General features: G+C 29.8%; 19 protein-coding genes. 13 read left to right on the forward strand and 6 right to left on the reverse strand.

Annotation, left to right across the window (positions count from 1 at the left end; all coding sequences use genetic code 11):
• The first annotated feature begins 49 nt into the window (after positions 1–49).
• Genes ACTTBL_RS02470 through ACTTBL_RS02480 form a run of 3 tightly spaced genes read left to right on the forward strand, consistent with a single transcriptional unit; the run spans position 50 to position 4,428 of the window.
• Positions 50–1,312, forward strand: coding sequence for an ABC transporter permease (locus ACTTBL_RS02470; protein ID WP_440643460.1), 1,263 nt, complete (start codon positions 50–52; stop codon positions 1,310–1,312).
• Positions 1,313–1,314: 2 nt separating this feature from the next.
• Positions 1,315–2,169, forward strand: a complete 855-nt coding sequence (locus ACTTBL_RS02475; protein WP_440643461.1) for an ABC transporter permease — start codon at positions 1,315–1,317, stop codon at positions 2,167–2,169.
• Positions 2,170–2,205: 36 nt separating this feature from the next.
• The gene (locus ACTTBL_RS02480) at positions 2,206–4,428 is read left to right on the forward strand and encodes a 3-hydroxyacyl-CoA dehydrogenase NAD-binding domain-containing protein (RefSeq protein WP_440643463.1); all 2,223 of its coding nucleotides are present in this window, start codon (positions 2,206–2,208) and stop codon (positions 4,426–4,428) included.
• Here ACTTBL_RS02480 and ACTTBL_RS02485 read toward each other — a convergent pair.
• Positions 4,421–5,071 (reverse strand): peptidylprolyl isomerase, encoded by a 651-nt coding sequence (locus ACTTBL_RS02485; protein ID WP_440643464.1) that lies wholly within the window; start codon positions 5,069–5,071, stop codon positions 4,421–4,423. The two genes, ACTTBL_RS02480 and ACTTBL_RS02485, sit on opposite strands and share 8 nt — an antisense overlap.
• The gene (locus tag ACTTBL_RS02490; RefSeq protein ID WP_440643465.1) at positions 5,068–5,796 is read right to left on the reverse strand and encodes a putative zinc-binding metallopeptidase; all 729 of its coding nucleotides are present in this window, start codon (positions 5,794–5,796) and stop codon (positions 5,068–5,070) included. The genes ACTTBL_RS02485 and ACTTBL_RS02490 overlap by 4 nt, the downstream gene beginning before the upstream one ends.
• Positions 5,797–5,849: 53 nt before the next feature.
• Here ACTTBL_RS02490 and speB point away from each other — a divergent pair, with 53 nt between their 5' ends.
• Positions 5,850–6,809: an agmatinase gene (speB, locus tag ACTTBL_RS02495; protein WP_440643466.1), complete on the forward strand. Its 960-nt coding sequence runs from the start codon at positions 5,850–5,852 to the stop codon at positions 6,807–6,809.
• 20 nt (positions 6,810–6,829) lie between these two features.
• The gene (locus tag ACTTBL_RS02500) at positions 6,830–8,263 is read left to right on the forward strand and encodes an aldehyde dehydrogenase family protein (protein WP_440643467.1); all 1,434 of its coding nucleotides are present in this window, start codon (positions 6,830–6,832) and stop codon (positions 8,261–8,263) included.
• Here the strand turns inward: ACTTBL_RS02500 and argE are convergent.
• On the reverse strand, positions 8,260–9,438 hold the full coding sequence (argE, locus tag ACTTBL_RS02505) for an acetylornithine deacetylase (protein WP_440643468.1): 1,179 nt from the start codon (positions 9,436–9,438) through the stop codon (positions 8,260–8,262). The genes ACTTBL_RS02500 and argE overlap by 4 nt on opposite strands.
• A 27-nt stretch (positions 9,439–9,465) precedes the next feature.
• Between argE and ACTTBL_RS02510 the strand changes: the two genes are divergently transcribed.
• Genes ACTTBL_RS02510 through ACTTBL_RS02545 form a run of 8 tightly spaced genes read left to right on the forward strand, consistent with a single transcriptional unit; the run spans position 9,466 to position 16,920 of the window.
• Complete coding sequence (locus ACTTBL_RS02510) at positions 9,466–9,807, forward strand: tRNA-binding protein (RefSeq protein WP_075536140.1); 342 nt, start codon at positions 9,466–9,468, stop codon at positions 9,805–9,807.
• A gap of 2 nt (positions 9,808–9,809) precedes the next feature.
• Positions 9,810–10,403 carry a LysE family translocator gene (locus ACTTBL_RS02515; protein ID WP_440643469.1) on the forward strand — a complete coding sequence of 198 codons (594 nt, stop codon included), beginning with the start codon at positions 9,810–9,812 and terminating at the stop codon, positions 10,401–10,403.
• A gap of 1 nt (position 10,404) precedes the next feature.
• The gene (gene acnA / locus ACTTBL_RS02520; protein ID WP_440643470.1) at positions 10,405–13,074 is read left to right on the forward strand and encodes an aconitate hydratase AcnA; all 2,670 of its coding nucleotides are present in this window, start codon (positions 10,405–10,407) and stop codon (positions 13,072–13,074) included.
• Positions 13,075–13,076: 2 nt separating this feature from the next.
• The gene (locus ACTTBL_RS02525; RefSeq protein ID WP_440643471.1) at positions 13,077–13,721 is read left to right on the forward strand and encodes a hypothetical protein; all 645 of its coding nucleotides are present in this window, start codon (positions 13,077–13,079) and stop codon (positions 13,719–13,721) included.
• Complete coding sequence (locus ACTTBL_RS02530) at positions 13,714–15,012, forward strand: outer membrane protein assembly factor BamB family protein (RefSeq protein ID WP_440643472.1); 1,299 nt, start codon at positions 13,714–13,716, stop codon at positions 15,010–15,012. The genes ACTTBL_RS02525 and ACTTBL_RS02530 overlap by 8 nt, the downstream gene beginning before the upstream one ends.
• Positions 15,013–15,014: 2 nt before the next feature.
• Positions 15,015–15,446 carry a hypothetical protein gene (locus ACTTBL_RS02535; RefSeq protein WP_075504010.1) on the forward strand — a complete coding sequence of 144 codons (432 nt, stop codon included), beginning with the start codon at positions 15,015–15,017 and terminating at the stop codon, positions 15,444–15,446.
• A complete protein-coding gene (gene zapE / locus ACTTBL_RS02540; RefSeq protein WP_440643473.1) occupies positions 15,446–16,501 on the forward strand; it encodes a cell division protein ZapE in 1,056 nt (351 codons plus the stop codon). Before ACTTBL_RS02535 ends, zapE begins: the two co-directional genes overlap by 1 nt.
• Positions 16,501–16,920, forward strand: coding sequence for a secondary thiamine-phosphate synthase enzyme YjbQ (locus ACTTBL_RS02545; protein WP_023854184.1), 420 nt, complete (start codon positions 16,501–16,503; stop codon positions 16,918–16,920). Before zapE ends, ACTTBL_RS02545 begins: the two co-directional genes overlap by 1 nt.
• Before the next feature lie 8 nt (positions 16,921–16,928).
• On the opposite strand, the gene ACTTBL_RS02550 is transcribed toward ACTTBL_RS02545, so the two are convergent.
• From ACTTBL_RS02550 to glnT, 3 genes are read right to left on the reverse strand one after another with little or no spacing between them, the layout of a single operon-like run.
• Complete coding sequence (locus tag ACTTBL_RS02550) at positions 16,929–18,350, reverse strand: cryptochrome/photolyase family protein (RefSeq protein ID WP_440643474.1); 1,422 nt, start codon at positions 18,348–18,350, stop codon at positions 16,929–16,931.
• A 4-nt stretch (positions 18,351–18,354) separates the two neighbouring features.
• Complete coding sequence (locus ACTTBL_RS02555) at positions 18,355–19,485, reverse strand: diaminopropionate ammonia-lyase (RefSeq protein ID WP_440643475.1); 1,131 nt, start codon at positions 19,483–19,485, stop codon at positions 18,355–18,357.
• A gap of 3 nt (positions 19,486–19,488) precedes the next feature.
• Complete coding sequence (gene glnT, locus ACTTBL_RS02560; protein WP_440643476.1) at positions 19,489–20,814, reverse strand: type III glutamate--ammonia ligase; 1,326 nt, start codon at positions 20,812–20,814, stop codon at positions 19,489–19,491.
• Positions 20,815–20,829: the final 15 nt, after the last annotated feature.

The raw sequence follows: 20,829 nt of genomic DNA on the forward strand, positions 1-20,829 counted from the left end.
ATTTATATAATATATTTAGGGCGGTTATTTATAACCGCCCTATTTTTTTATGAGCTCTGAAACAAAACAAATTTTAACTACTGACGGAATACCTCTAGAGGTCAGTTTAAAAAAAGCAGAAAAGAAGAATAAGATAAAAGCATTTCTTCTAGTAGCTCCTTTATTATTATTTTTAATCATCACCTATATATTTCCGATCGGAGAAATGTTTACTAGAAGTATTGATGACAAAATGATTACTAATATGCTTCCAAAAACATTTAAGGAAATGGAAAGTTGGGATGGACAAGAGCTACCACCAGAAGAAGTTTTCTCTGCTTTTTATTATGATTATAAAGCACTTGTTGAAAAACAAGAACATGGAAAACTTGGTCAAAGGTTAAATAAAGAAAAAAATGGCTTTAATTCAACAACCAAAAGACTGTTTAGAAATATTAAAAGAAAAAAAATTGATGAGTCTATAAGTATTAAAGAACAAATAATCAAAGTACACCCAAACTGGAATAAGGTAGAGTATTGGCAGGCGATCAAAAGAACTGCACCACCTTACACTTTAGCAAAATACCTAAAAGGTATGGACATGTATTACGCTCCAGATGGAAGCATTGTACAAGTGGATGAAGATAGAAGAATTCATAGAATTCTTTGGCTCAGAACACTAGAAATTGCGTTTTTTGTAACTTTATTTTGTTTTTTGATGGGATATCCAATCGCACATTTACTTGCAACATTGCCAATGAAATATTCAAATCTACTAATGATATGCGTTCTACTTCCTTTTTGGACTTCATTGTTAGTTAGAACTGCAAGCTGGATGATTCTATTACAACAACAAGGGGTCGTTAATGATTTTTTTGTGATGATTGGACTGGTTGCAGATGATAACAGGCCGGAGATGATGTACAACAAAGTGGGTACTTATGTTGCCATGACTCAAATATTGTTACCTTTTATGGTTCTCCCACTTTATAGTGTTATGAAAACCATCTCTCCTAGCTTAATGAGAGCAGGAAAATCTTTAGGAGGAACTCCTTTCGTCGCATTTTGGAAGGTTTATTTCCCTTTAACTATTCCAGGTATAGGAGCGGGATGTTTGTTAGTATTTATTTTAGCAATCGGTTATTACATTACTCCAGCATTAGTAGGTGGAGCATCAGGAACCTTGATTAGTAATCAAATTGCATTCCATATGAAACAAACTTTAGATTGGAGCTTTGCCTCTGCAATGGGATTAATGTTGTTAACTGGAGTTTTAGTTATTTATTGGATTTATAATAAATTAGTTGGAGTAGATAATATTAAATTAGGATAAATATGGCATTACCAAGTTATACAGAAACACGTTATAGGATTTGGCATTATGTTTATTTAACTATTTGTGCATTTGTATTTTTCTTTTTAATTGCACCACTATTTGTAATATTTCCATTATCTTTTAACGCTGAAGAATTTTTAGTTTTTTCTGAGGGAATGAAAAATCTTGATCCTGATGCTTTTTCTTTAAGATGGTACAAAGACATGGTCTATGGAACTAAAAACCCATGGGGATTAGCTGCAAAAAATAGTTTTATAATTGCAATCTTTGCAACCATTGGTTCAATAATTTTAGGTACTTTGGCTGCTTTAGGATTGAGTAGTAGGCACATGCCTTATAAAGGAATTATAATGGCTACTCTTATTTCTCCAATGATTGTTCCATTAATTATTTCAGGTGTTGCAATATTTTTCTTTATGGCAAAAGTAGGTTTAGCAGCAACGCATACAGGAATAGTTTTTGCTCATATAATACTAGGAACTCCATTTGTTGTAATTACTGTAACTGCAACACTTTCCGGATTTGATCATAGTGTGACAAGAGCTGCAGCAAGCTTAGGTAGTAATCCAGTAAATACATTTATGAAGATAACTCTTCCATTGATATTGCCCGGTGTAATTTCAGGAGGATTGTTTGCTTTTGTGACATCTTTTGATGAAGTTGTGGTGGTTTTATTCCTCGCAGGTTTAGAAAATACTACTATTCCAATACAAATGTGGACAGGTTTAAGAGAACAATTGAGCCCGACAATTCTTGCAGTAGCAACCTGTTTAATTCTTTTATCAACCTTAATTCTTGTAACCGCTGAATTATTAAGAAGAAGATCTGAGAGATTAAGAGGAATAAATAGATAATTTACCCAAATAATTTATTCATATATAGAAGTCGCTATGGAAATTAAAAAAGTTGTAGTTATTGGTTCTGGTACAATGGGTAGCGGGATAGCTGCCCACTTATGTAATGCAGACGTACCAGTTACTCTTTTAGATTTAACAACTGAAATCAGCGAAAAAGCTAGAGAAAGAATTCATAATTCTAGACCTCCATTGCTAATAGATAAGAGCAAAATTAACAATATTAATGTTGGAAATATTGAAGAAAATTTTGACGTAGTAAAAGATGCAGATTGGGTGGTAGAGGCAGTAGTAGAAAGAATTGATATTAAACACAATATTTATGAAAAGATATTTAAGAACAGAAAAAAAGGTGCAATAGTTTCATCAAATACATCGTCAATTCCAATTAAAGTTCTATCAGAAAAACTAAATGATGAAGAAAAAAAAGATTTTTGCATCACTCACTTTTTTAATCCTGTCAGATACATGGGATTGTTAGAAATTGTTAAAAACGAAAATAACGACTTAAATAAAATTAATTCTTTAAAGAAATTTTGTGAAGTTGAGCTTGGTAAAGGAGCTATAATCTGTAATGATACCCCAGGGTTTTTAGGTAATAGAATTGGTGTTTATGCTATGCAGGTTGCCATGACGGAAGCATTCAAAATGAAACTTTCAATAGAAGAAGCGGATGCAGTTTTTGGTAGACCAATGGGTATACCTAAAACAGGAGTATTTGGATTGTATGATCTGATTGGAATTGATTTGATGGCTGATGTATTAAAAAGCTTTATAAAAGAACTTTCAGATAAAGATGAATTTCAAATTGTTGCAAAAGAAATTCCATTAGTAAAAAAATTAATTGAGACAGGCTACACCGGTCGTAAAGGAAAAGGTGGCTTTTATAGAATGAATAAAAGTGGAGATCAAAAAATTTTAGAAGCGATTAATTTAGAAACAGGAGAGTATTCAGCAACAAAAAAAATAGATTTAGGAATTGAGACTGTTGACATCAATAATTTAATTAATCGAAAAGATAAGTATGGTGAGTATGCCTGGATTGTAATTTCAAAAATAATTAAATATGCATCTTCACTGGTTCCAGGAATTACCGATAAGTTTAATGATATTGATGAAGCTATGAGACTTGGTTTTAATTGGGCAATGGGTCCTTTTGAAATGTTAAAATCTATAGGGGTAAAGAATTTCTTTGAAAGAATCGATAACTTTGAAAATAATAAATTTTTAGAAAATTTATCAAAAACAAAAGATGAAAATTTCTATGGAGAAAGACAAATTTATACAGACATTCAAACTTTAGGAAAAATAAGACCATCAGCAATTAAACTGGATAAAAATAATTCAGCTGAAATTCATCGATTTAAAGATTTTAATATTGTTGAATTTACAACAAAAGCTTGTGCATTAGATTATGACTCAATGGATGCACTGAAAAATGCAACTGACAAACCCTTAATAATAATTAATGAAAGCATGCAATTTTCAGCAGGTGTAAATTTAAGTTATACTATGAATTTTGCTGATAAAGGAGATTTTAAATCAATTGAAAAATTCATTAAGTATTTTCAAGATACATGCAAAACTTTAAAATACTCTAAGTACCCAGTTGTATCAGCTCCCTCTGGACTTACGCTTGGAGGAGGCTTTGAGGTTTTAGTTCAAAGTAATTTTGTAGCCTCACACACAAATTTAGTTATTGGATTAGTTGAAACTATTGTTGGATTAGTTCCAGCAGGTGGGGGATGTAAAGAAATGTTGTGGAGATGGTCACAAACAGAAGAAGCAAAATCAGACCCAGATTATGCACCATTAAAAGTTTTTGATATTATTGGTTATGCTAAAACAGCTACATCTCCAATCGAGGCTGAGCCATTAAAATATTTAAGACCAGAAGACAAAAAAATAATGAACAGAAACAGTCTTTTTGAGGAATCAAAAAATTTAATTGATCAAAATAATGATTTTATTCCTCCAGAAGAGTGTAACTTCAAACTTTCTGGAAAACCGTTGAAAGATAAAATGGTTAAGGTTTTAGAGAAATTATACAACGAAAAGGTAATTTTAGATCATGGTATGCATGTTGGAACTGAGCTTGCAAACGTTTTAAGCGGTGGAGATACTACTATTGAAAAAGTATTGTCAGAGGATGATCTTTATAAATTAGAACTAGACTCTTTTATGAGATTGATAGAAACAAAACAAACTCAAGAAAGAATTAAACACACATTGTCGACTGGTAAACCTTTGGTTAATTAGAATTAAACATTCTCAGGGTTTTAATATAATCAGGTCTTAAAACATAAATTGCTTTATTACCTGTTTTAATTTTAGTTAATATATCTAAACCATAAACTACTTTACCAATTGGAGTATATTCACCTTGATAAATTGGAATTTCTTTTAATGTAATAAAGAATTCACTATCTTCTGTATCAAATTCTGTTGCTCTAGCAAAACCTACACTTCCCTCTGTAAATTTAAAATCATCGCTCAGTTCTGATTTTAACAATCCTAATCCAGACTTTCCGCTACCAATTTTGGAATAATTTAAATTATTTATATTTCCATACTCAATATCTCCAGCTTGTACAAAAGTATTTTCTGAAACTTTATAAAAAGCAGAACCATCATACATTTTTTGTTCAATTAAAATTTTAAATCTTTCTACCGCTTTTGGAGAAATATCTGGATAAAGTTCAATTATTACATTTCCACACTCAACATTCATTACTGCAATATTATTTGGTTCATTAAAATTAAGTTTACTTAAATTATTTTTTCCAACAAATAGACATTTATTTTTTAATAAAAAAAAAGATGTAAAAGCAAAAATTGAAAGACTAATTAAAAATATAAATAAAATTTTTTCTGATTTTGAAGCTTTAATAGTTTTAATCATAAAATATTTTTATCTATTTTAGCTAAGTTTAATTTTATAAAATTCACTTTGTTATTTAGGATTTTGTCACTATTAATTTTATCTTCAATTGTTTCTTTATCAGTCATTAAAAATGAAAAAATTTCAGCCATATCCTCAGATGGGATAGATTTAGAATATTCTGTTAAAAAACCATCAGTTTTTTCATATAGATCTAAATTTAATCTATCAGAACAAGTTGAACATTCAGCGTAATTAAATGATTTTAGATTAAAAGAGGAAAATCTATCCTCATCAAAATATTCAATGTGAGTATTTTGTATCATATGAAAAATTTCATGGTGCATCATTCTTTCAAAATATTTTTTATTAAAATTAATATCTAAAATTAATGTCCTATTTTTATTATCAGGTATTCCCCCAGTATTAATTTCAGAGATGAATAAATTTTCACAAAATACAATATATTTTAATTTTATCTTATTAAGAAAATTAGAATTATATCGATTAAGATTTTTTTCAATTAAAGGAAATTTTGTATTTAAATTATTTATATTAACTTTGTCACAAGTAATGTTCTTATTTGCACCAATTTTAAAATTACCTTTAGCGCTTAAATAACGAATATTATTGTCGTTTTTTAATTTATAAATTTCTAAATTAGGAATTTTTATCAGATTATAAATTTCATCAGCATTTACGTGCGAAATATGAAAAATAAGAATAAATAAAAATAAAATTTTCATTAAATTATTATAGACGAATTAGATTAGATAATATTATCTTAGATTATTAAAAAATGAAAAAAGAAAGAAACAAAAATCCAATTCAACCAGTTAGTGGAACTAAAGTTCCAAGATTTGCTGGCCCAAGCACTTTCGCAAGACTTCCCGAACTAAGAGATGTGGAAAGTTGTGACGTTGCAATTGTTGGAATTCCATTTGATGCTGGCACAAGTTATCGACCTGGAGCAAGATTTGGTCCACAAAGCATCAGGCAAGCATCTAGACATTTGAGAACTAATTATCATCCTAATTATGATGTTGAGCCTTTTAAAATCCAACAAGTAGCTGATGCTGGTGATATTGCTTGCAATCCATTTAGTATTGATGAAGCAATCAAACAAATAGAAGTAGGCGCAACAGATTTACTAAATAAGGTTGGAGGAATTATAAGTTTAGGTGGAGATCATACTATTGCAGTTCCACTGTTAAGAGCAGTCAATAAAAAAAATAAGGGTCCTGTATCTTTAGTTCATTTTGATGCCCACTTAGATACTTGGGATACATATTTTGGTGCACCTTATACTCATGGAACTCCATTCAGAAGAGCAAGAGAAGAAGGTTTATTTTTAGATGATGCTTCTATGCATGTTGGAATTCGTGGACCACTTTATAGTAGAGATGATATTAAAAATGATGAAAGTTTTGGATTTAAAATAATTCATTGTGATGAGTTTCAAACAGAAGGAACCGATAAAATAGCAGAAAGAATTAGAAAAAGAGTGGGAGACAATCCTCTATACTTATCAATTGATATTGATGTTTTAGACCCTGCATTTGCTCCAGGTACTGGTACACCAGAAATTGCAGGGATGACTACAAGAGAAATGGTAAATGTTTTAAGAGGCTTGTCTGGATTAAATTTAGTTTCAGCAGACGTTGTTGAGGTTTCTCCAGCATATGATCATGCAGAAGTAACTTCTTTAGCAGCAGCAACTATTGTTTATGAATTAACTAATTTATTTGCAAAAACATAAAGAAAGGATAACGTCAAAACATGTTAGACAAAAAAAATTTTTACATTAATGGAGCGTGGGTTAAGCCAAACAGTTCTGAGGAAATTAAAGTAATTGATCCTGCCACAGAAGAAAATTGTGCAGTAATTACTTTAGGGAACAAAGCTGATGTTGATATTGCTGTTAATGCAGCTAAAGATGCCTACGAGTCTTGGGCCTTTTCTTCCAAAGAAGAAAGAATTGCACTATTAGAAAAACTTTATGAAAATTATAAGAAAAGATGGGTAGATATTGCAGAAGCTATAACTCTTGAGATGGGTGCTCCAAAAGATTTTGCAACAAAATTACAAGCAGGCACAGGAGCAAGTCATATTAAATCATTTATTAGATACTTAAAAAATTTTGCATTTGAAAAACCATTAGGCGAGCATGCTCCTAATCAAAGATTAATTTATGAACCAAAAGGTGTTTGTGCATTAATAACACCATGGAATTGGCCGATGAACCAAGTTTGTTTAAAAGTAATGCCAGCAATAGCTGCAGGTTGTACAATGGTTTTAAAGCCATCAGAATTAGCACCACTATCTTCAATGATACTTGCTGAAATTATTGATGATGTAAAATTTCCAAAAGGTGTGTTCAATTTAGTTAATGGTGACGGAGCAACAACAGGTGATGCTCTCACAAGTCATCCAGATATTAATATGATTTCTTTTACGGGATCAACAAGAGCAGGAGCTTTGATTTCACAAAATGCTGCTAAAGATTTTAAAAGAGTAAGCTTAGAATTAGGTGGTAAAGGAGCAAATATAATTTTTAAAGATGCTGATCCAGAGGCTATTGAAAGAGGTGCTTTAAGATGTTTTAGAAATTCTGGACAATCTTGTAACGCGCCAACAAGAATGTTAGTTGAAAAATCAATGTATGAAGAGGCTATTGAGAGATTAAAAAAATATACTGAAAGTTTTGAGGTTGGTGACCCTAAAAAAGAAGGAGAACATATAGGTCCAGTTATTTCAGAAACTCAATACAATAAAATACAAACTTTAATTCAAAAAGGAATAGATGAAGGTGCAAAATTAGTTGCTGGAGGAACAGGTAAACCTGATGGATTAGACAAAGGTTATTTTGTTAAACCAACTGTTTTTGCGGACGTAAATAATAATATGGAAGTTGCAAGAACAGAAATTTTTGGACCCGTTTTATCTGTTATCCCATTTGAAACAGAAGAAGAGGCAATAACAATTGCAAATGATACTGCTTATGGATTAACAAATTATATTCAAACTCAAGATTCTGAAAAAGTACAAAGAGTTGCGAGAAAATTAAGATCTGGAATGGTTGATGTAAATGGGGCAGGTATTGCAGTTGATGCACCTTTCGGTGGTTTTAAACATTCTGGAATAGGTCGAGAAGCAGGTGAACACGGTTTAGAAGAGTTTTTAGAAGTAAAAGCCGTAGGTGGTTGGAGTTAATTTACCGATTTATCTTTTACACCTTCTAAAAATTTAAGACATTTTTTCATTTCATTTAATTCTATGAACTCGTCAATTTTGTGAGCTTGTTCTATGGAGCCAGGTCCACAAACAACTGTACTGATTCCTAATTCTTGAAATAAACCAGCTTCTGTTCCAAAAGAAACTACTTCTCTAGAATTATCACCAGTTATATTTGATACAAATTCACATGCTTCAGACTCATCCAATCTGTTAAAACCAACAACTTCACCTATCACTTCTTTTTTAATATAAGAATCTGGAAATACTTTTTTCATTTCTGGTAAGAGTACATCGTTTGCATATTTATCAATTTCATTCGTAACAAATTCCCCATCTTCTTTCACAACTGGTCTTGTTTCCCATTCAACACTACATTTATCTGCAATGACATTATGGGCAATACCACCCTTAATTCCCCCAATTGATAAAGTTGAATGTGGAGGATCAAAAATACTATCTTTTTGAACTCTTTTTTTTAATTCTTCTCTAATTTCTAAAAGTTTTCCAACATATCTAGTAGCATATTCAGCTGCATTTACTCCTAAATGTGGTTTAGAACTATGTCCTGCAAGTCCTCCAAAGTGAACTGTGTATTCATTCATACCTTTGTGGGCATCAATAATTTTCATTTTAGTTGGTTCACCAATTATACAAATTCCATTTTTGATATCTCTTTTTTTCAATTCCTCTATTAATAAAGGAGCTCCAATACATGCAGTCTCTTCATCAAATGTGTAACAGAAATGTAAGTCTCTATCTAAATTACTTTCTTTGAAGATAGGTGCATAAGCAAGTGTACATGCAATAAATCCTTTCATATCACATGAGCCTCTTCCATATAATTTATCATTTTTAATAGTTGCAACGAATGGATCACTGCTCCAACCTTTAGACACTGGGACCACATCAGTGTGTCCAGATAATATGATAGGTTTTTTTGTGCTTTGATTTTTTGCTTTTAAAGTTCCAAAAAGATTAACTCTTTTTTTGTCATCATCATAAACTTTGAAAGTATCTATACCTATGTTCTTTAAAATTTTTTCACAATAATCAATTAAATTACTGTTATCTTGACCTGAGATAGTTTTAAATCCGATTAAGTCAGTTAAAATCTTGATTGATTTTTCATATAAATTGTTATCTATACTCATAAACTTAAAACACTATATTATATTATGATTAAAGAGCAAATTACCTATAATGATTTTGATAAAGTAGATATTAGAATTGGTACTGTAATTTCTGTTAAAAAAAATGAAAAAGCGAGAAAGCCATCTTTAGTGGTTGAAGTTGATTTTGGAAGCGATATTGGCATTAAACAATCTTCAGCTCAAATTACTCATTATTATAATGAGGAGAATTTAAAAGGAAAACAAGTTATTGCTGTTTGTAATTTTCCTGAAAAAAATATTGCTGGAATAGTTTCTCAAGTATTAGTTTTAGGAGCAATTGATGCCGATGGTAAGGTTACACTTGTTCATCCCTCTCAAAAAGCAGAAAATGGATTACCGATCGCTTAGTAATGCATCCTGAAATTCTCTCTATAACTTTATTTGGAATAGTTGCTGCATTTACTCCTGGACCAAATAATTTCGTTGCTTTCTATTCTGGTTTCAACTTTGGTATTCTAAGAACACTACCTCATATAATTGGTGTAACTTTAGGATTTCCTTTTTTGTTATTATGTTTAGCTTTAGGGTTGATAAATATTTTTAAGCTTTATCCTTTAATTCAAGAAGTATTGAAATATTTAGGAACTCTATTTTTAATTTATTTAGCATACAAAATTTCTTTTTCAGGACCTTCTGATCAGGAAAATAAAAACAAAAATCCAATTAAGTTTCATGAAACTTTTGTTTTTCAATTTTTAAATCCTAAAGGCGTTATTGCATCAATTATTCTTGTTTCAACTTACATTAATCCAGGAGAGACCTTTGTAAGTTATACGACTCAAATTATCATTATGGCTTTAATTGTTTCAGTGACTAGTATAACTCTGTGGACTTTTTTAGGTAAATTTTTCAGGAAATTTGCGACAAATCAGAAATTTATTAATTACTTTAATTATGCTATGTCACTGCTTCTTTTAACAAGCATAATAACTTTTTATTTATAATATGACCCCAGGAAACAAAAATTCTTATAATTCACATAAAAAAATCACAGTTAATGATAATGAGTATAATTATTACTCATTAAATGAAGCAGAAAAAAATGGACTTGAAGGAATAAATAAACTTCCAAAGTCTCTTAAAGTTTTACTAGAAAATTTATTAAGATACGAAGACGATTTAAGTGTAACGAAATCTCAAATAGAAGCGATTAAAAACTGGCTAAAGACAAAAAAATCTAAAACTGAAATTGCATATAGACCAGCAAGAGTTTTGCTTCAAGATTATACAGGAATACCTGCGGTTGCAGATTTAGCTGCAATGAGAGAAGCAGTTAAAGAAAAAAATAAAGATCCAAATACAATCAATCCACTGTCTGCAGTTGATCTTGTAATTGATCACTCTGTGCAAGTCGACCAATCTGCAAAAGCAGATTCTTTTGAAAAAAATGTCGATATAGAATTTGAAAGAAATGGTGAGAGATATTCTTTTTTGAAATGGGGACAACAGGCATTTGATAATTTTAGAATAGTTCCACCAGGAACAGGAATTTGTCACCAAGTAAATCTGGAATATTTATCGAAGGTTGTTTGGTCAGAGGAATTTAAAGGAGAAAAATATCTTTTTCCAGACACTTTAGTTGGAACAGACAGTCATACAACAATGGTAAATGGTTTATCTGTTTTAGGATGGGGTGTTGGAGGAATTGAAGCTGAAGCAGGAATGTTAGGTCAACCAATTTCTATGTTAATACCAGAAGTCATTGGTTTTGAAATAAAAAACAAATTGCCAGAAGGAACCACTGCAACAGATTTAGTTTTAACTGTTGTTAAAATGTTAAGAGATAAAGGTGTGGTTGGTAAGTTTGTTGAGTTTTATGGAGAGGGTTTAAAAAATTTAACTCTTGCAGATAGAGCTACAATTGCAAACATGGCACCAGAATATGGTGCTACTTGTGGCTTTTTTCCTATCGATGAAGAAACTCTAAAGTATTTAAAATTTTCTGGAAGAGATCAACAAACTGTTGATATCGTAGAAAATTATGCCAAGGAACAAGGTTTATGGGCAAGTAACGAAATAGAATTTACTGACATTATATCTTTAGATATGTCTACAGTTGTACCAACTATTTCAGGACCTAAAAGACCTCAAGACAAGGTTCTTTTAACAGATGCACCTGGTTCGTTTAAAAAAGTATTGCAGGAAGCTACAAATAAAAATGAAAAATCAATTTCAAAAGTAACAAATACAGATTATGAAATTAAAGATGGTTCAATATTAATTGCAGCAATAACATCTTGTACGAACACTTCTAATCCAAATGTTCTAATTGGAGCTGGACTATTAGCTAAAAAAGCTATTGAAAAAGGTTTACAGGTTAAACCCTGGGTAAAAACTTCTTTAGCACCTGGATCTCAAGTAGTTACAGATTATTTGGCAAAAGCTGGATTAAACACTTATTTAGATCAGCTTGGCTTTAATTTAGTTGGGTATGGCTGCACAACTTGCATTGGAAATTCAGGACCACTTCCAGAAAATATTGTAGAAGCGATCCAAAAAGAAAATATTTATGCTGTTTCAGTTTTATCTGGAAATAGAAATTTTGAGGGAAGAATTTCTCCTCATATAAAAGCTAACTATTTGGCTTCACCTCCACTAGTTGTTGCATATGCAATAGCTGGTCATATGGAAGTTGATTTATACAAAGATCCATTAGGAAAAGATAAAGAAGGAAAAGATGTATTTTTAAAAGATATTTGGCCATCAAATAAAGAGATAGAAGACACATTAAAAGACTCACTTAATGCTGAGATGTTTATACAAAGATACTCAAATGTTTCTGAAGGCCCAACTCAATGGCAAAAAATTAAAACTGATAAAAGCAGTATCTATAATTGGGATGAGGGATCAACATATGTAAAAAAACCTCCGTTTTTTGACTCTTTACCAGATGAACCAGAAGGATTTAAGGAAATTAAGGATGCAAGACCATTATTAATTTTAGGTGATATGATTACCACTGACCATATATCGCCAGCCGGGAGTATTCAAAAAGATAGTCCAACTGGTGAATATTTCATGGAACACCAAATTTTACCTAAAGATTATAACTCATATGGTTCTAGAAGAGGTAACCATGAGGTTATGATGAGAGGAACTTTTGCAAATATAAGAATTAGAAATGAAATGGCTCCTGGTACAGAAGGTGGTTTTACAAAGTTATATCCAGAAGAAAAAGTTCTTCCTGTCTATGATGCGGTAGTTGAATATAAAAAAAGAGGAACAGATTTAGTTGTAATTGGTGGAAAAGAGTATGGAACTGGATCGTCTAGAGATTGGGCAGCTAAAGGAACAAAATTACTTGGAATAAAAGCAGTAATTGCAGAGAGTTTTGAAAGAATTCACCGATCTAATTTAATTGGAATGGGTATATTGCCATTACAATTTATCGAAGACGTAAATAGAAAAAATCTAAAATTAATTGGTTCTGAATTAATTAGTATTCTAAATATAGAAAAGGGTGTTAATCCCTCAGATGAAGTGACAGTAGAAATCAAATATGCTTCTGGCGAAATAAAGAAAATTAAAACTTTATGCAGAATTGATACAAAAAATGAACTAGAGTATTATAAAAACGGAGGTATTCTGCAGTACGTTTTAAGGAATATGATTTAGTTATGGACGAAGATTTATCAATTATAAATACCAATACTAGAAATGAAAAAATTAAGAATTTTTTTGTAAACAATAAAAATAAAATTATTTCTGGTATAATTATTTTAATCATTATTATAGTAGGTGTTTTTAGTTACGATAAATATTTAATTAATAAAAAAAAGGATATTTCAGATAGTTACAATTCAATAATCATTGATTATTCAGAAAAAACAAAAGAAAAAACTGCTAGCAGTCTAATTGAAATTATAAACAAGAAAGACCCAACTTATTCACCTCTATCACTTTATTTTATTATTGATAATAATCTTGTAAGTGATCAGTCCAAAATCAATTCATTATTTGATATATTGATAAACGATACTTCGTTAGACAGTGAGATTAACAACTTAATTATATACAAGAAGGCACTCTTCAATGCAGATAACGCTCAAGAGGGCGACCTTCTAAATATGTTAAATCCACTGATCAATTCACAAAGTGTCTGGAAATCACATTCTTTATATTTAATGGCAGAATATTTTTATGCAAATAATCAAAATCAAAAAGCTAAAGAATTTTTTAACCAAATAATAGCTTTAGAAAATTCAAATCCAGATATAAGGCTTCAAGCAGAGAGAAGATTGAACAGAGACTTGAGTGAATAAATTAATTTTTACCTTCATTGCATTATTTTTTCTTAATAACTGTTCATTTAATGAAAACTCCAGAATTTGGAAAGATAAAGAAAATAAATTAGAAACAGATAAAAAAATTACAAAAGTTTTTGCAGAAGAAAATATAAGTGTTTCGGAATTTAATAGAGACTTAAAATTAGATTTATCATCGATAAAAATAAATAATAAAAAAAATGAAAATCAAAATAATCTTGGTTTGCAAAATTACAAAGGTGAACTAACAAAGATTGGTAACTTTAAATTTTCAAAGTTAGAGGAACTTAATCAATTAGATTTCAAACCAATTTTTTTAAAAAAAGGTATAATATTTTTCGATAAAAAGGGCACAATTATCAGGTATGACAATAATCAAAAAGTTATTTGGAAAAAAAATCATTATTCAAAATCTGAAAAAAAATTAAAACCAAAACTTAATCTTTTAGTAGATGGTCAAAATCTTTTAGTAACTGATAGTATAGCAAAATATTATTCTGTGAATATTAGTACTGGAGAATTAAATTGGTCCAAAAATAATGATTATCCGTTTAATTCAAATATTAAAAAGCATAAAGATAAAATATTTGTTATCGATTATAAAAATACATTGAGATGTTTTAAAATTAAAGATGGTTCTGAATGTTGGAATTTGCAAACAGAGGACTCATTTACAATTTCAAATATTAAATATTCTTTAATTATTTTAAACGATAATGTTATTTTCAATAATTCTATAGGAGATATTACAGCTGTAGATATTGAGACAGGTTTAATTACATGGCAACTACCTACACAGAGTAGCTCTATAATAAATGAAAGTTATAACTTTAAGACATCTAAACTAGTATCAGATGGAAACTCTATATTTTTTTCAAATAATAAAAATCAGTTTTATTCAATTGATTTAAAAACAGGAACAACAAACTGGATTAATGAAGTTAATTCTAATGTAAAACCTATTTTGGTTGGAAATCTAATCTTTACAATCTCTAATGAAGGTTATTTATATTTAATTGACAAAAATAAAGGCAATATAGTTCGAATTACAGATCTATTTATGAATTACAAAGATAAAAAAAGAAAAAATATTTATCCAATTGGTTTTGTAATTGGAGACAAAAACATATTTTTAACTAACTCAGATGGCAAGATGATCATAGCCGGGATTGAGGATGGAAAAATAATAAAAATTGAGAAAGTTTCTAGTGGATTAGTGTCTGAACCGTTTATATTTAATAACAATTTATATGTAGTAAGAAATGGTTCAATTGTACAATATAACTAAACATGTTCTTAAAATTTTTAGAAAAAATTGGCAGAAAAAAAGTTGTATTAGATAGAGGACCTTCACATCCTAATTTTAAAGAGGCAAAGCCTTGGATGAACCGTTATTATGTTTTGATGAGGTATCGACCTAAATGGTTTCCATTCAATATATTAATTCATGAGATGCTAGCAGATGACCATGGAGAAGGAGTTCATAATCACACATTTCCTTATATCACTATAATTTTAAGAGGTGGTTATTGGGAAACATTAAGTACTGGCAAGTTTTGGCGTCCACCAGGTTATATTGGTTTTAGATCAGCAAATAATTTGCATCGAGTAGATTTGGAACCAGGAACCAAACCATTAACTTTATTTATCTCAGGTCCATTTGGGCTAAGGAAAGGACCAAGATCAGAGTATGGTATTGACTTTAAAACTAAAAAAAATTGATGCCAAAAAAATTTGAAAAAGAATTCATATTTTATTGTGAAAATCAAAATTTAGAAGTTAATCCTGATCAAATTAAAGTTATTAAAAAATTAGAAGATTACCATAATAGTAATTATAAATCATTTTTTTCAAAATTATTTTCCAAACAAAAAACTAAAAAAGGATTTTATTTATATGGTGGTGTAGGGGTTGGTAAAACAATGATTTTAAACCTCTTTTATGATCATCTTGAAGAAAAAAAATTAAAAAAGCATTTTAATGAATTTATGTTAGGTTTTCATGATTTTGTCCATGAGCAAAAAGAAAAAAATGAAGAAAATGTAATCAATCAATTTGTTAAAAATTTAAAATCAAAAGCTTCATTAGTTTATTTCGATGAGTTCCAAGTAACAAATATTGTTGATGCAATGATTTTAGGAAAACTATTTGAACAAATATTTAAAGAAGGTATTAAAATTATTCTTACTTCAAACACTAAAATTTCAGAACTTTATAAAGAAGGTCTTCAACGTGAACAATTTATACCTTTTATAAAAATAATGGAAGATCAATCAATCGAGTATGAATTAAAAATTGAGGATGATTATAGAAAATCTAATGATAATCAAAAACAAAGATATTTTTTTCCACTTAATCAAGAAACCAATTTTAAGATTAACAAATTTTTTAGAACCATAACAAAGGATAAAAAACAATCTTCAATAAAAATTAATGTAAAGGGAAGAGAATTTAAGATAGAAAACTTTTATGAGGGAATCATTAGATATGACTTTAATCAACTTTGTGATCAAAATTTAGGAGCGGAAGATTATTTGGAAATAATTAAAAATTGTAAATTTATAGTAATAGATAAAATACCTCAATTTAATGATGTGAATTCAAATCAACAACAACGTTTTATCACTTTGTTAGATGTAATTTATGATAAAAATATTCCATTGGCAGTTACAGCTGATCTAAATTTAGATCAATTAACCTCTTCAAGATTGTTAGAAAAACCATTTAAACGAACCATTAGTCGTTTGTATGAGCTTACATCGAAGGAGTATAATTAATGAAACAAGAATTTTATAATCTTCAAATTAAGACTAATGGTCAAAAGTTATATGAGTTTACTAATGATACAATTCATTGGATTGGTCAAAATAACTTTAAAAATGGTATTCTCAATTTAAGTATTCAGCACACAAGCGCCTCTTTAATTGTTCAAGAAAATGCAGATCCAGATGTACAAACAGATTTAATAAATTATTTTGATAAATTAGCTCCTATGGATAACAAACTATATGTTCATACTACGGAGGGAAAAGATGATATGCCTGCACATATTAAATCTGCATTAACAAATAATCAAATTTCTCTAAGTGTGAAAGATAGTGAATTGCTGCTTGGAACTTGGCAGGGCATATATTTATTTGAACACAGATTAGAGGCTCAAAAAAGAACTATAATTCATCATTTTATTGGAGAATAAAATTAAATTTATTTTTTCTTCAAAGATTGAAACGCTTCAAGAGCTGCAGCTCTAGCTTTTTCATGAACAACAATAGGACCCGGGTAATCTTTGCCAATAATTGTTTTTATAGCTTCTTGATACTTTAGTTCCATTTCCCATGGTTTATGAATAAATTTATTTGGAACATTTTTAAGTTCAGGAACCCATTTTTTTACATAAATTCCTTCCTTATCAAATTTCTCACCCTGAAGTATTGGGTTGAATATTCTAAAGTAGGGTGCTGCATCTGCACCACAACCAGCAACCCATTGCCATTGAGCAACATTATTTGCTTTGTTAAAATCTAGTAGACAATTTCTAAAATGCTTTTCACCTTCAGTCCAATTAATTCTCAAATGTTTGACTAAAAACGAGCCAACAACCATTCTTATTCTGTTATGCATCCATCCAGTTTCATATAATTCTCTCATACCAGCATCGACAATAGGATAACCGGTCATTCCTTTTTTCCATGCTTTTAAGAATTTCTCATTTTTTGCCCAAGGGAATTTATCAAATTCTTGTCTAAAATTTCCTTTTAAGAATTCTGGGAAATAATTAATTAAACTATGTGAAAACTCTCTCCAACCAAGTTCATTAATATATTTTCTATAACCAATTCCTTTTGATTTAATTTCAGAACATTTTTTCCAAATACTGTCTACATGAATTTGGCCATGTTTGATGTAGGGAGATAATTTAGAGGTTCCCTCGATAGATGGTATATCCCGAGAAGTTCCATAATCTTTAATTTTGTTTTCAATTAAATTTTTAAGTATTTTTTTTGAATCATTTTCTGAAACTTTCCAATATTTATCAAATTTTTTATACCAATCTTTTTTTGGCAAAATATTATTTGGCTCAATACATTTTTTAAAAAATGAAATCTTTTTTGTTTTCTTTTTAACAATATAATTTTTACTTAGAGGCTTATTTAAATAAACTTGCTCCGCATTTCTCCAAAAAGGGGTAAACACTTTAAAGGGAGTTCCATCATTTTTTGTTATCTCTTGAAATTCATTTAAAATATTTCCTTTGAAATATTTATAATTGATTTCATTTTTAATAAATAAGTCACGTATTTTTTTTCCTTTAGCTATAACATCTGGCTCATAAATTTTATTCCAATAAACTGAAAGCTTATCCTTTTTATTAAATTTAGAAAAAATTTCTAATTCATCGCCTTTTACTATTTCAAGATTAATTTTATAATCTGACAATTCTTTTTTTAAAGTTTCTAGAGATTTAAAAACCCACCATTTTTGAGCTTCTCTTTTGTTGTCAAAATCATTATTATTATAAATATATAATGCAATTACATTATCATGATTTTGTGTTGCAAAAGATAAAGCAGGATTATTTTCAATTCTAAAATCCTCTCTTATCCAAAAAATACCTGTGCTACTCATTGATTTAATTTTGGTTAATTAACTTTTGATACATTTCTTGATCAGTATCTCCCTCACAACCAAAAACCAAAACATTAGATTTTTCATTTAAATCTAATTTTTCTTTAATTGCTTGATCTTCACAACTTGTAATCAGACTGATTACGCCAGGTGCTGAGTTTTCTCCTGCAATTATTTTATCATCACTAAAGCTTGAATTTCCAAGTAGTTTCATAGTTTTTGCAATATCATCATCTGGTAAACTAATACAATGCTTAACTGAATTTTTGAGTATTTCCCATGGGACCAATGATACTTCACCACAAGACATACCACCCATTAAGCTTTCTCTTTTAATATCTATTTTTTCTATTTTTCCAGTTTTGATGCTTTCCATTACACATGCTGCGCTATCAGGTTCAACAACTATTATTACTGGAATATGATTTAAATATCTTGCAATACCTGCAACCATCGCAGCTGCCATGCCACCAACACCCGCCTGTAAAATGATGTGGGTTATTTTCTCCTCTTGGATTTGATCAGCTATTTCTTTCATCATGACTGTATAACCTGCCATCGTATACTTAGGTACAATCATATAATCTTTCCAAGCAACATCTTGAACTATTTGCCAATTACTTTCAGTAGACTGTTTTATACATTCAATCAATGATTTTTCATAATTACCTTTTACTTTAACTACATCTGCTCCAAGATTAGACATAGCTTTGCCTCTCGCATCACTTACAAATTCACTAATAAATATTTTGCATTTTAATCCCAATCTTCTTGCTCCCCAGGCAACTGATCTTCCGTGATTACCAGCAGTAGCTGTTGCTACTACTATATCTTTATTTCCTTTGGTTACTTTTTCTACTGCATAAGCTCCACCTAAAGCTTTAAAAGATTTTAAATCAAATCTTTTATTTTCATCTTTATAAAAGATTTTGTTTAAATTTAATTCTTTTGAAAGTTTATTTAAAGAAAGCAGAGGAGTAGGAGAATAACCTTTCCATTTAGAAATACTCTTATAAGCATCATCAATTTCTTCTGTGGTTAAAGAATTAAGAATTTCTTTTTTATTAAATGAAAAATTTTTATTGTCAGTAAACTCTGTGTATTTCCATTGATGACCGTTAGATAATATAGTCATGTACTAACAATCTAGAGTATTATCTTTTTCCCACTTTGTAACATCTTTTGTTTTATCAAAACTATTTTTTGACTTGAATTCATTCATTTCTGAACTTCTTAATTTTATATAACTATTGATTACATCTTTACCAAAAGCATCATTCATATCTTTATTATTTTTTAACAAATTTAATGATTGCGCAAGTTCATCAGGTAGTTTGGGTAAATCTGGATATTTAGCGTGGTCTTCATACATATTACAATCCAAAGGTTTGCCTGGATCAACTTTATTTTTTAAACCATATAGACCAGCTGCTAAAACACTTGCTTGCAATAAGTAAGGATTTGCAGAACCATCCATTAATCTTAATTCAAATCTTCCTGGATCAGGAATTCTGATCATGTGTGTTCGATTATTACCTGTATATGAAATACTACTCGGTGACCACGATGCTCCAGATTTTGTAGGTGGTGCATTTATTCTTCTGTAACTATTGATTGTTGGGTTAAAAAACGCAGATAAAGATGAAGCATTTTTAATTACTCCACCTAAAAAATTATAGGCCATTTTACTTAATCCAAGTTTATCTTTACTGTCGAAGAATTTATTTTTATTACCCTGCCAAACTGATACGTGAGCATGACAACCATTACCGGTTAAATTTCCAAATGGTTTAGGCATAAATGTTGCTCTTAATCCGTGCTTTTCAGCAATTGTTTTTACCATAAACTTAAAAAAGGTATGTCTATCTGCAGTTTTTAGGCATTCTGAATAATCCCAATTCATTTCAAATTGACCGTTAGCATCCTCGTGATCGTTCTGATAAGGACCCCATCCCATTTCAATCATACAGTCGCAAATTTCCTTAATTAAATCATACCTTCTCATTAGTGCAGATTGGTCATAACAAGGTTTGGATTGTGTATCTCTTGGATCTGCAATTGAGTTTCCGTCAGGTGAAATTAAAAAATATTCACACTCAACGCCCGATTTCATTGTTAAATTTTGTTTTTTTAATTTTTTTATTTGATTTTTTAACATCACCCTAGGTGATGCATCTACCGGTTTGCCATTCATCCACAAGTCAGATGCCAACCATCCAATTTCTTTATTCCATGGAAGTTGAATTAAACTATCTGGGTCGGGAATTCCAAACATGTCTGAGTCAGCAGGTGTCATATCTAACCATGCTGCAAACCCAGCAAAACCAGCTCCTGCAGTTTGCATTTCTTTTATGGCGTGAGCAGGGACTAATTTTGATCTTAATACACCAAATAAATCTACAAAACTGATTAAAAAATATTTAATTTTTTTTTGCTTAGCAATTTGAAATAAATTTTTAGCCACAACTTAAGTTAACAC

Origin of the sequence: Candidatus Pelagibacter sp. HIMB123, assembly GCF_052048195.1 — a bacterium.
GTDB lineage: Bacteria > Pseudomonadota > Alphaproteobacteria > Pelagibacterales > Pelagibacteraceae > Pelagibacter.

What these genes read in the sequence shown, in the direction of transcription:
- ACTTBL_RS02470 (WP_440643460.1), top strand. Translation starts at nt 50, where the DNA reads ATGAGCTCTGAAACAAAACAAATTTTAACTACTGACGGAATACCTCTA.
- ACTTBL_RS02475 (WP_440643461.1), top strand. Translation starts at nt 1,315, where the DNA reads ATGGCATTACCAAGTTATACAGAAACACGTTATAGGATTTGGCATTAT.
- ACTTBL_RS02480 (WP_440643463.1), top strand. Translation starts at nt 2,206, where the DNA reads ATGGAAATTAAAAAAGTTGTAGTTATTGGTTCTGGTACAATGGGTAGC.
- ACTTBL_RS02485 (WP_440643464.1), bottom strand. Translation starts at nt 5,071, where the DNA reads ATGATTAAAACTATTAAAGCTTCAAAATCAGAAAAAATTTTATTTATA.
- ACTTBL_RS02490 (WP_440643465.1), bottom strand. Translation starts at nt 5,796, where the DNA reads ATGAAAATTTTATTTTTATTTATTCTTATTTTTCATATTTCGCACGTA.
- speB (WP_440643466.1), top strand. Translation starts at nt 5,850, where the DNA reads ATGAAAAAAGAAAGAAACAAAAATCCAATTCAACCAGTTAGTGGAACT.
- ACTTBL_RS02500 (WP_440643467.1), top strand. Translation starts at nt 6,830, where the DNA reads ATGTTAGACAAAAAAAATTTTTACATTAATGGAGCGTGGGTTAAGCCA.
- argE (WP_440643468.1), bottom strand. Translation starts at nt 9,438, where the DNA reads ATGAGTATAGATAACAATTTATATGAAAAATCAATCAAGATTTTAACT.
- ACTTBL_RS02515 (WP_440643469.1), top strand. Translation starts at nt 9,810, where the DNA reads ATGCATCCTGAAATTCTCTCTATAACTTTATTTGGAATAGTTGCTGCA.
- acnA (WP_440643470.1), top strand. Translation starts at nt 10,405, where the DNA reads ATGACCCCAGGAAACAAAAATTCTTATAATTCACATAAAAAAATCACA.
- ACTTBL_RS02525 (WP_440643471.1), top strand. Translation starts at nt 13,077, where the DNA reads ATGGACGAAGATTTATCAATTATAAATACCAATACTAGAAATGAAAAA.
- ACTTBL_RS02535 (WP_075504010.1), top strand. Translation starts at nt 15,015, where the DNA reads ATGTTCTTAAAATTTTTAGAAAAAATTGGCAGAAAAAAAGTTGTATTA.
- zapE (WP_440643473.1), top strand. Translation starts at nt 15,446, where the DNA reads ATGCCAAAAAAATTTGAAAAAGAATTCATATTTTATTGTGAAAATCAA.
- ACTTBL_RS02545 (WP_023854184.1), top strand. Translation starts at nt 16,501, where the DNA reads ATGAAACAAGAATTTTATAATCTTCAAATTAAGACTAATGGTCAAAAG.
- ACTTBL_RS02550 (WP_440643474.1), bottom strand. Translation starts at nt 18,350, where the DNA reads ATGAGTAGCACAGGTATTTTTTGGATAAGAGAGGATTTTAGAATTGAA.
- ACTTBL_RS02555 (WP_440643475.1), bottom strand. Translation starts at nt 19,485, where the DNA reads ATGACTATATTATCTAACGGTCATCAATGGAAATACACAGAGTTTACT.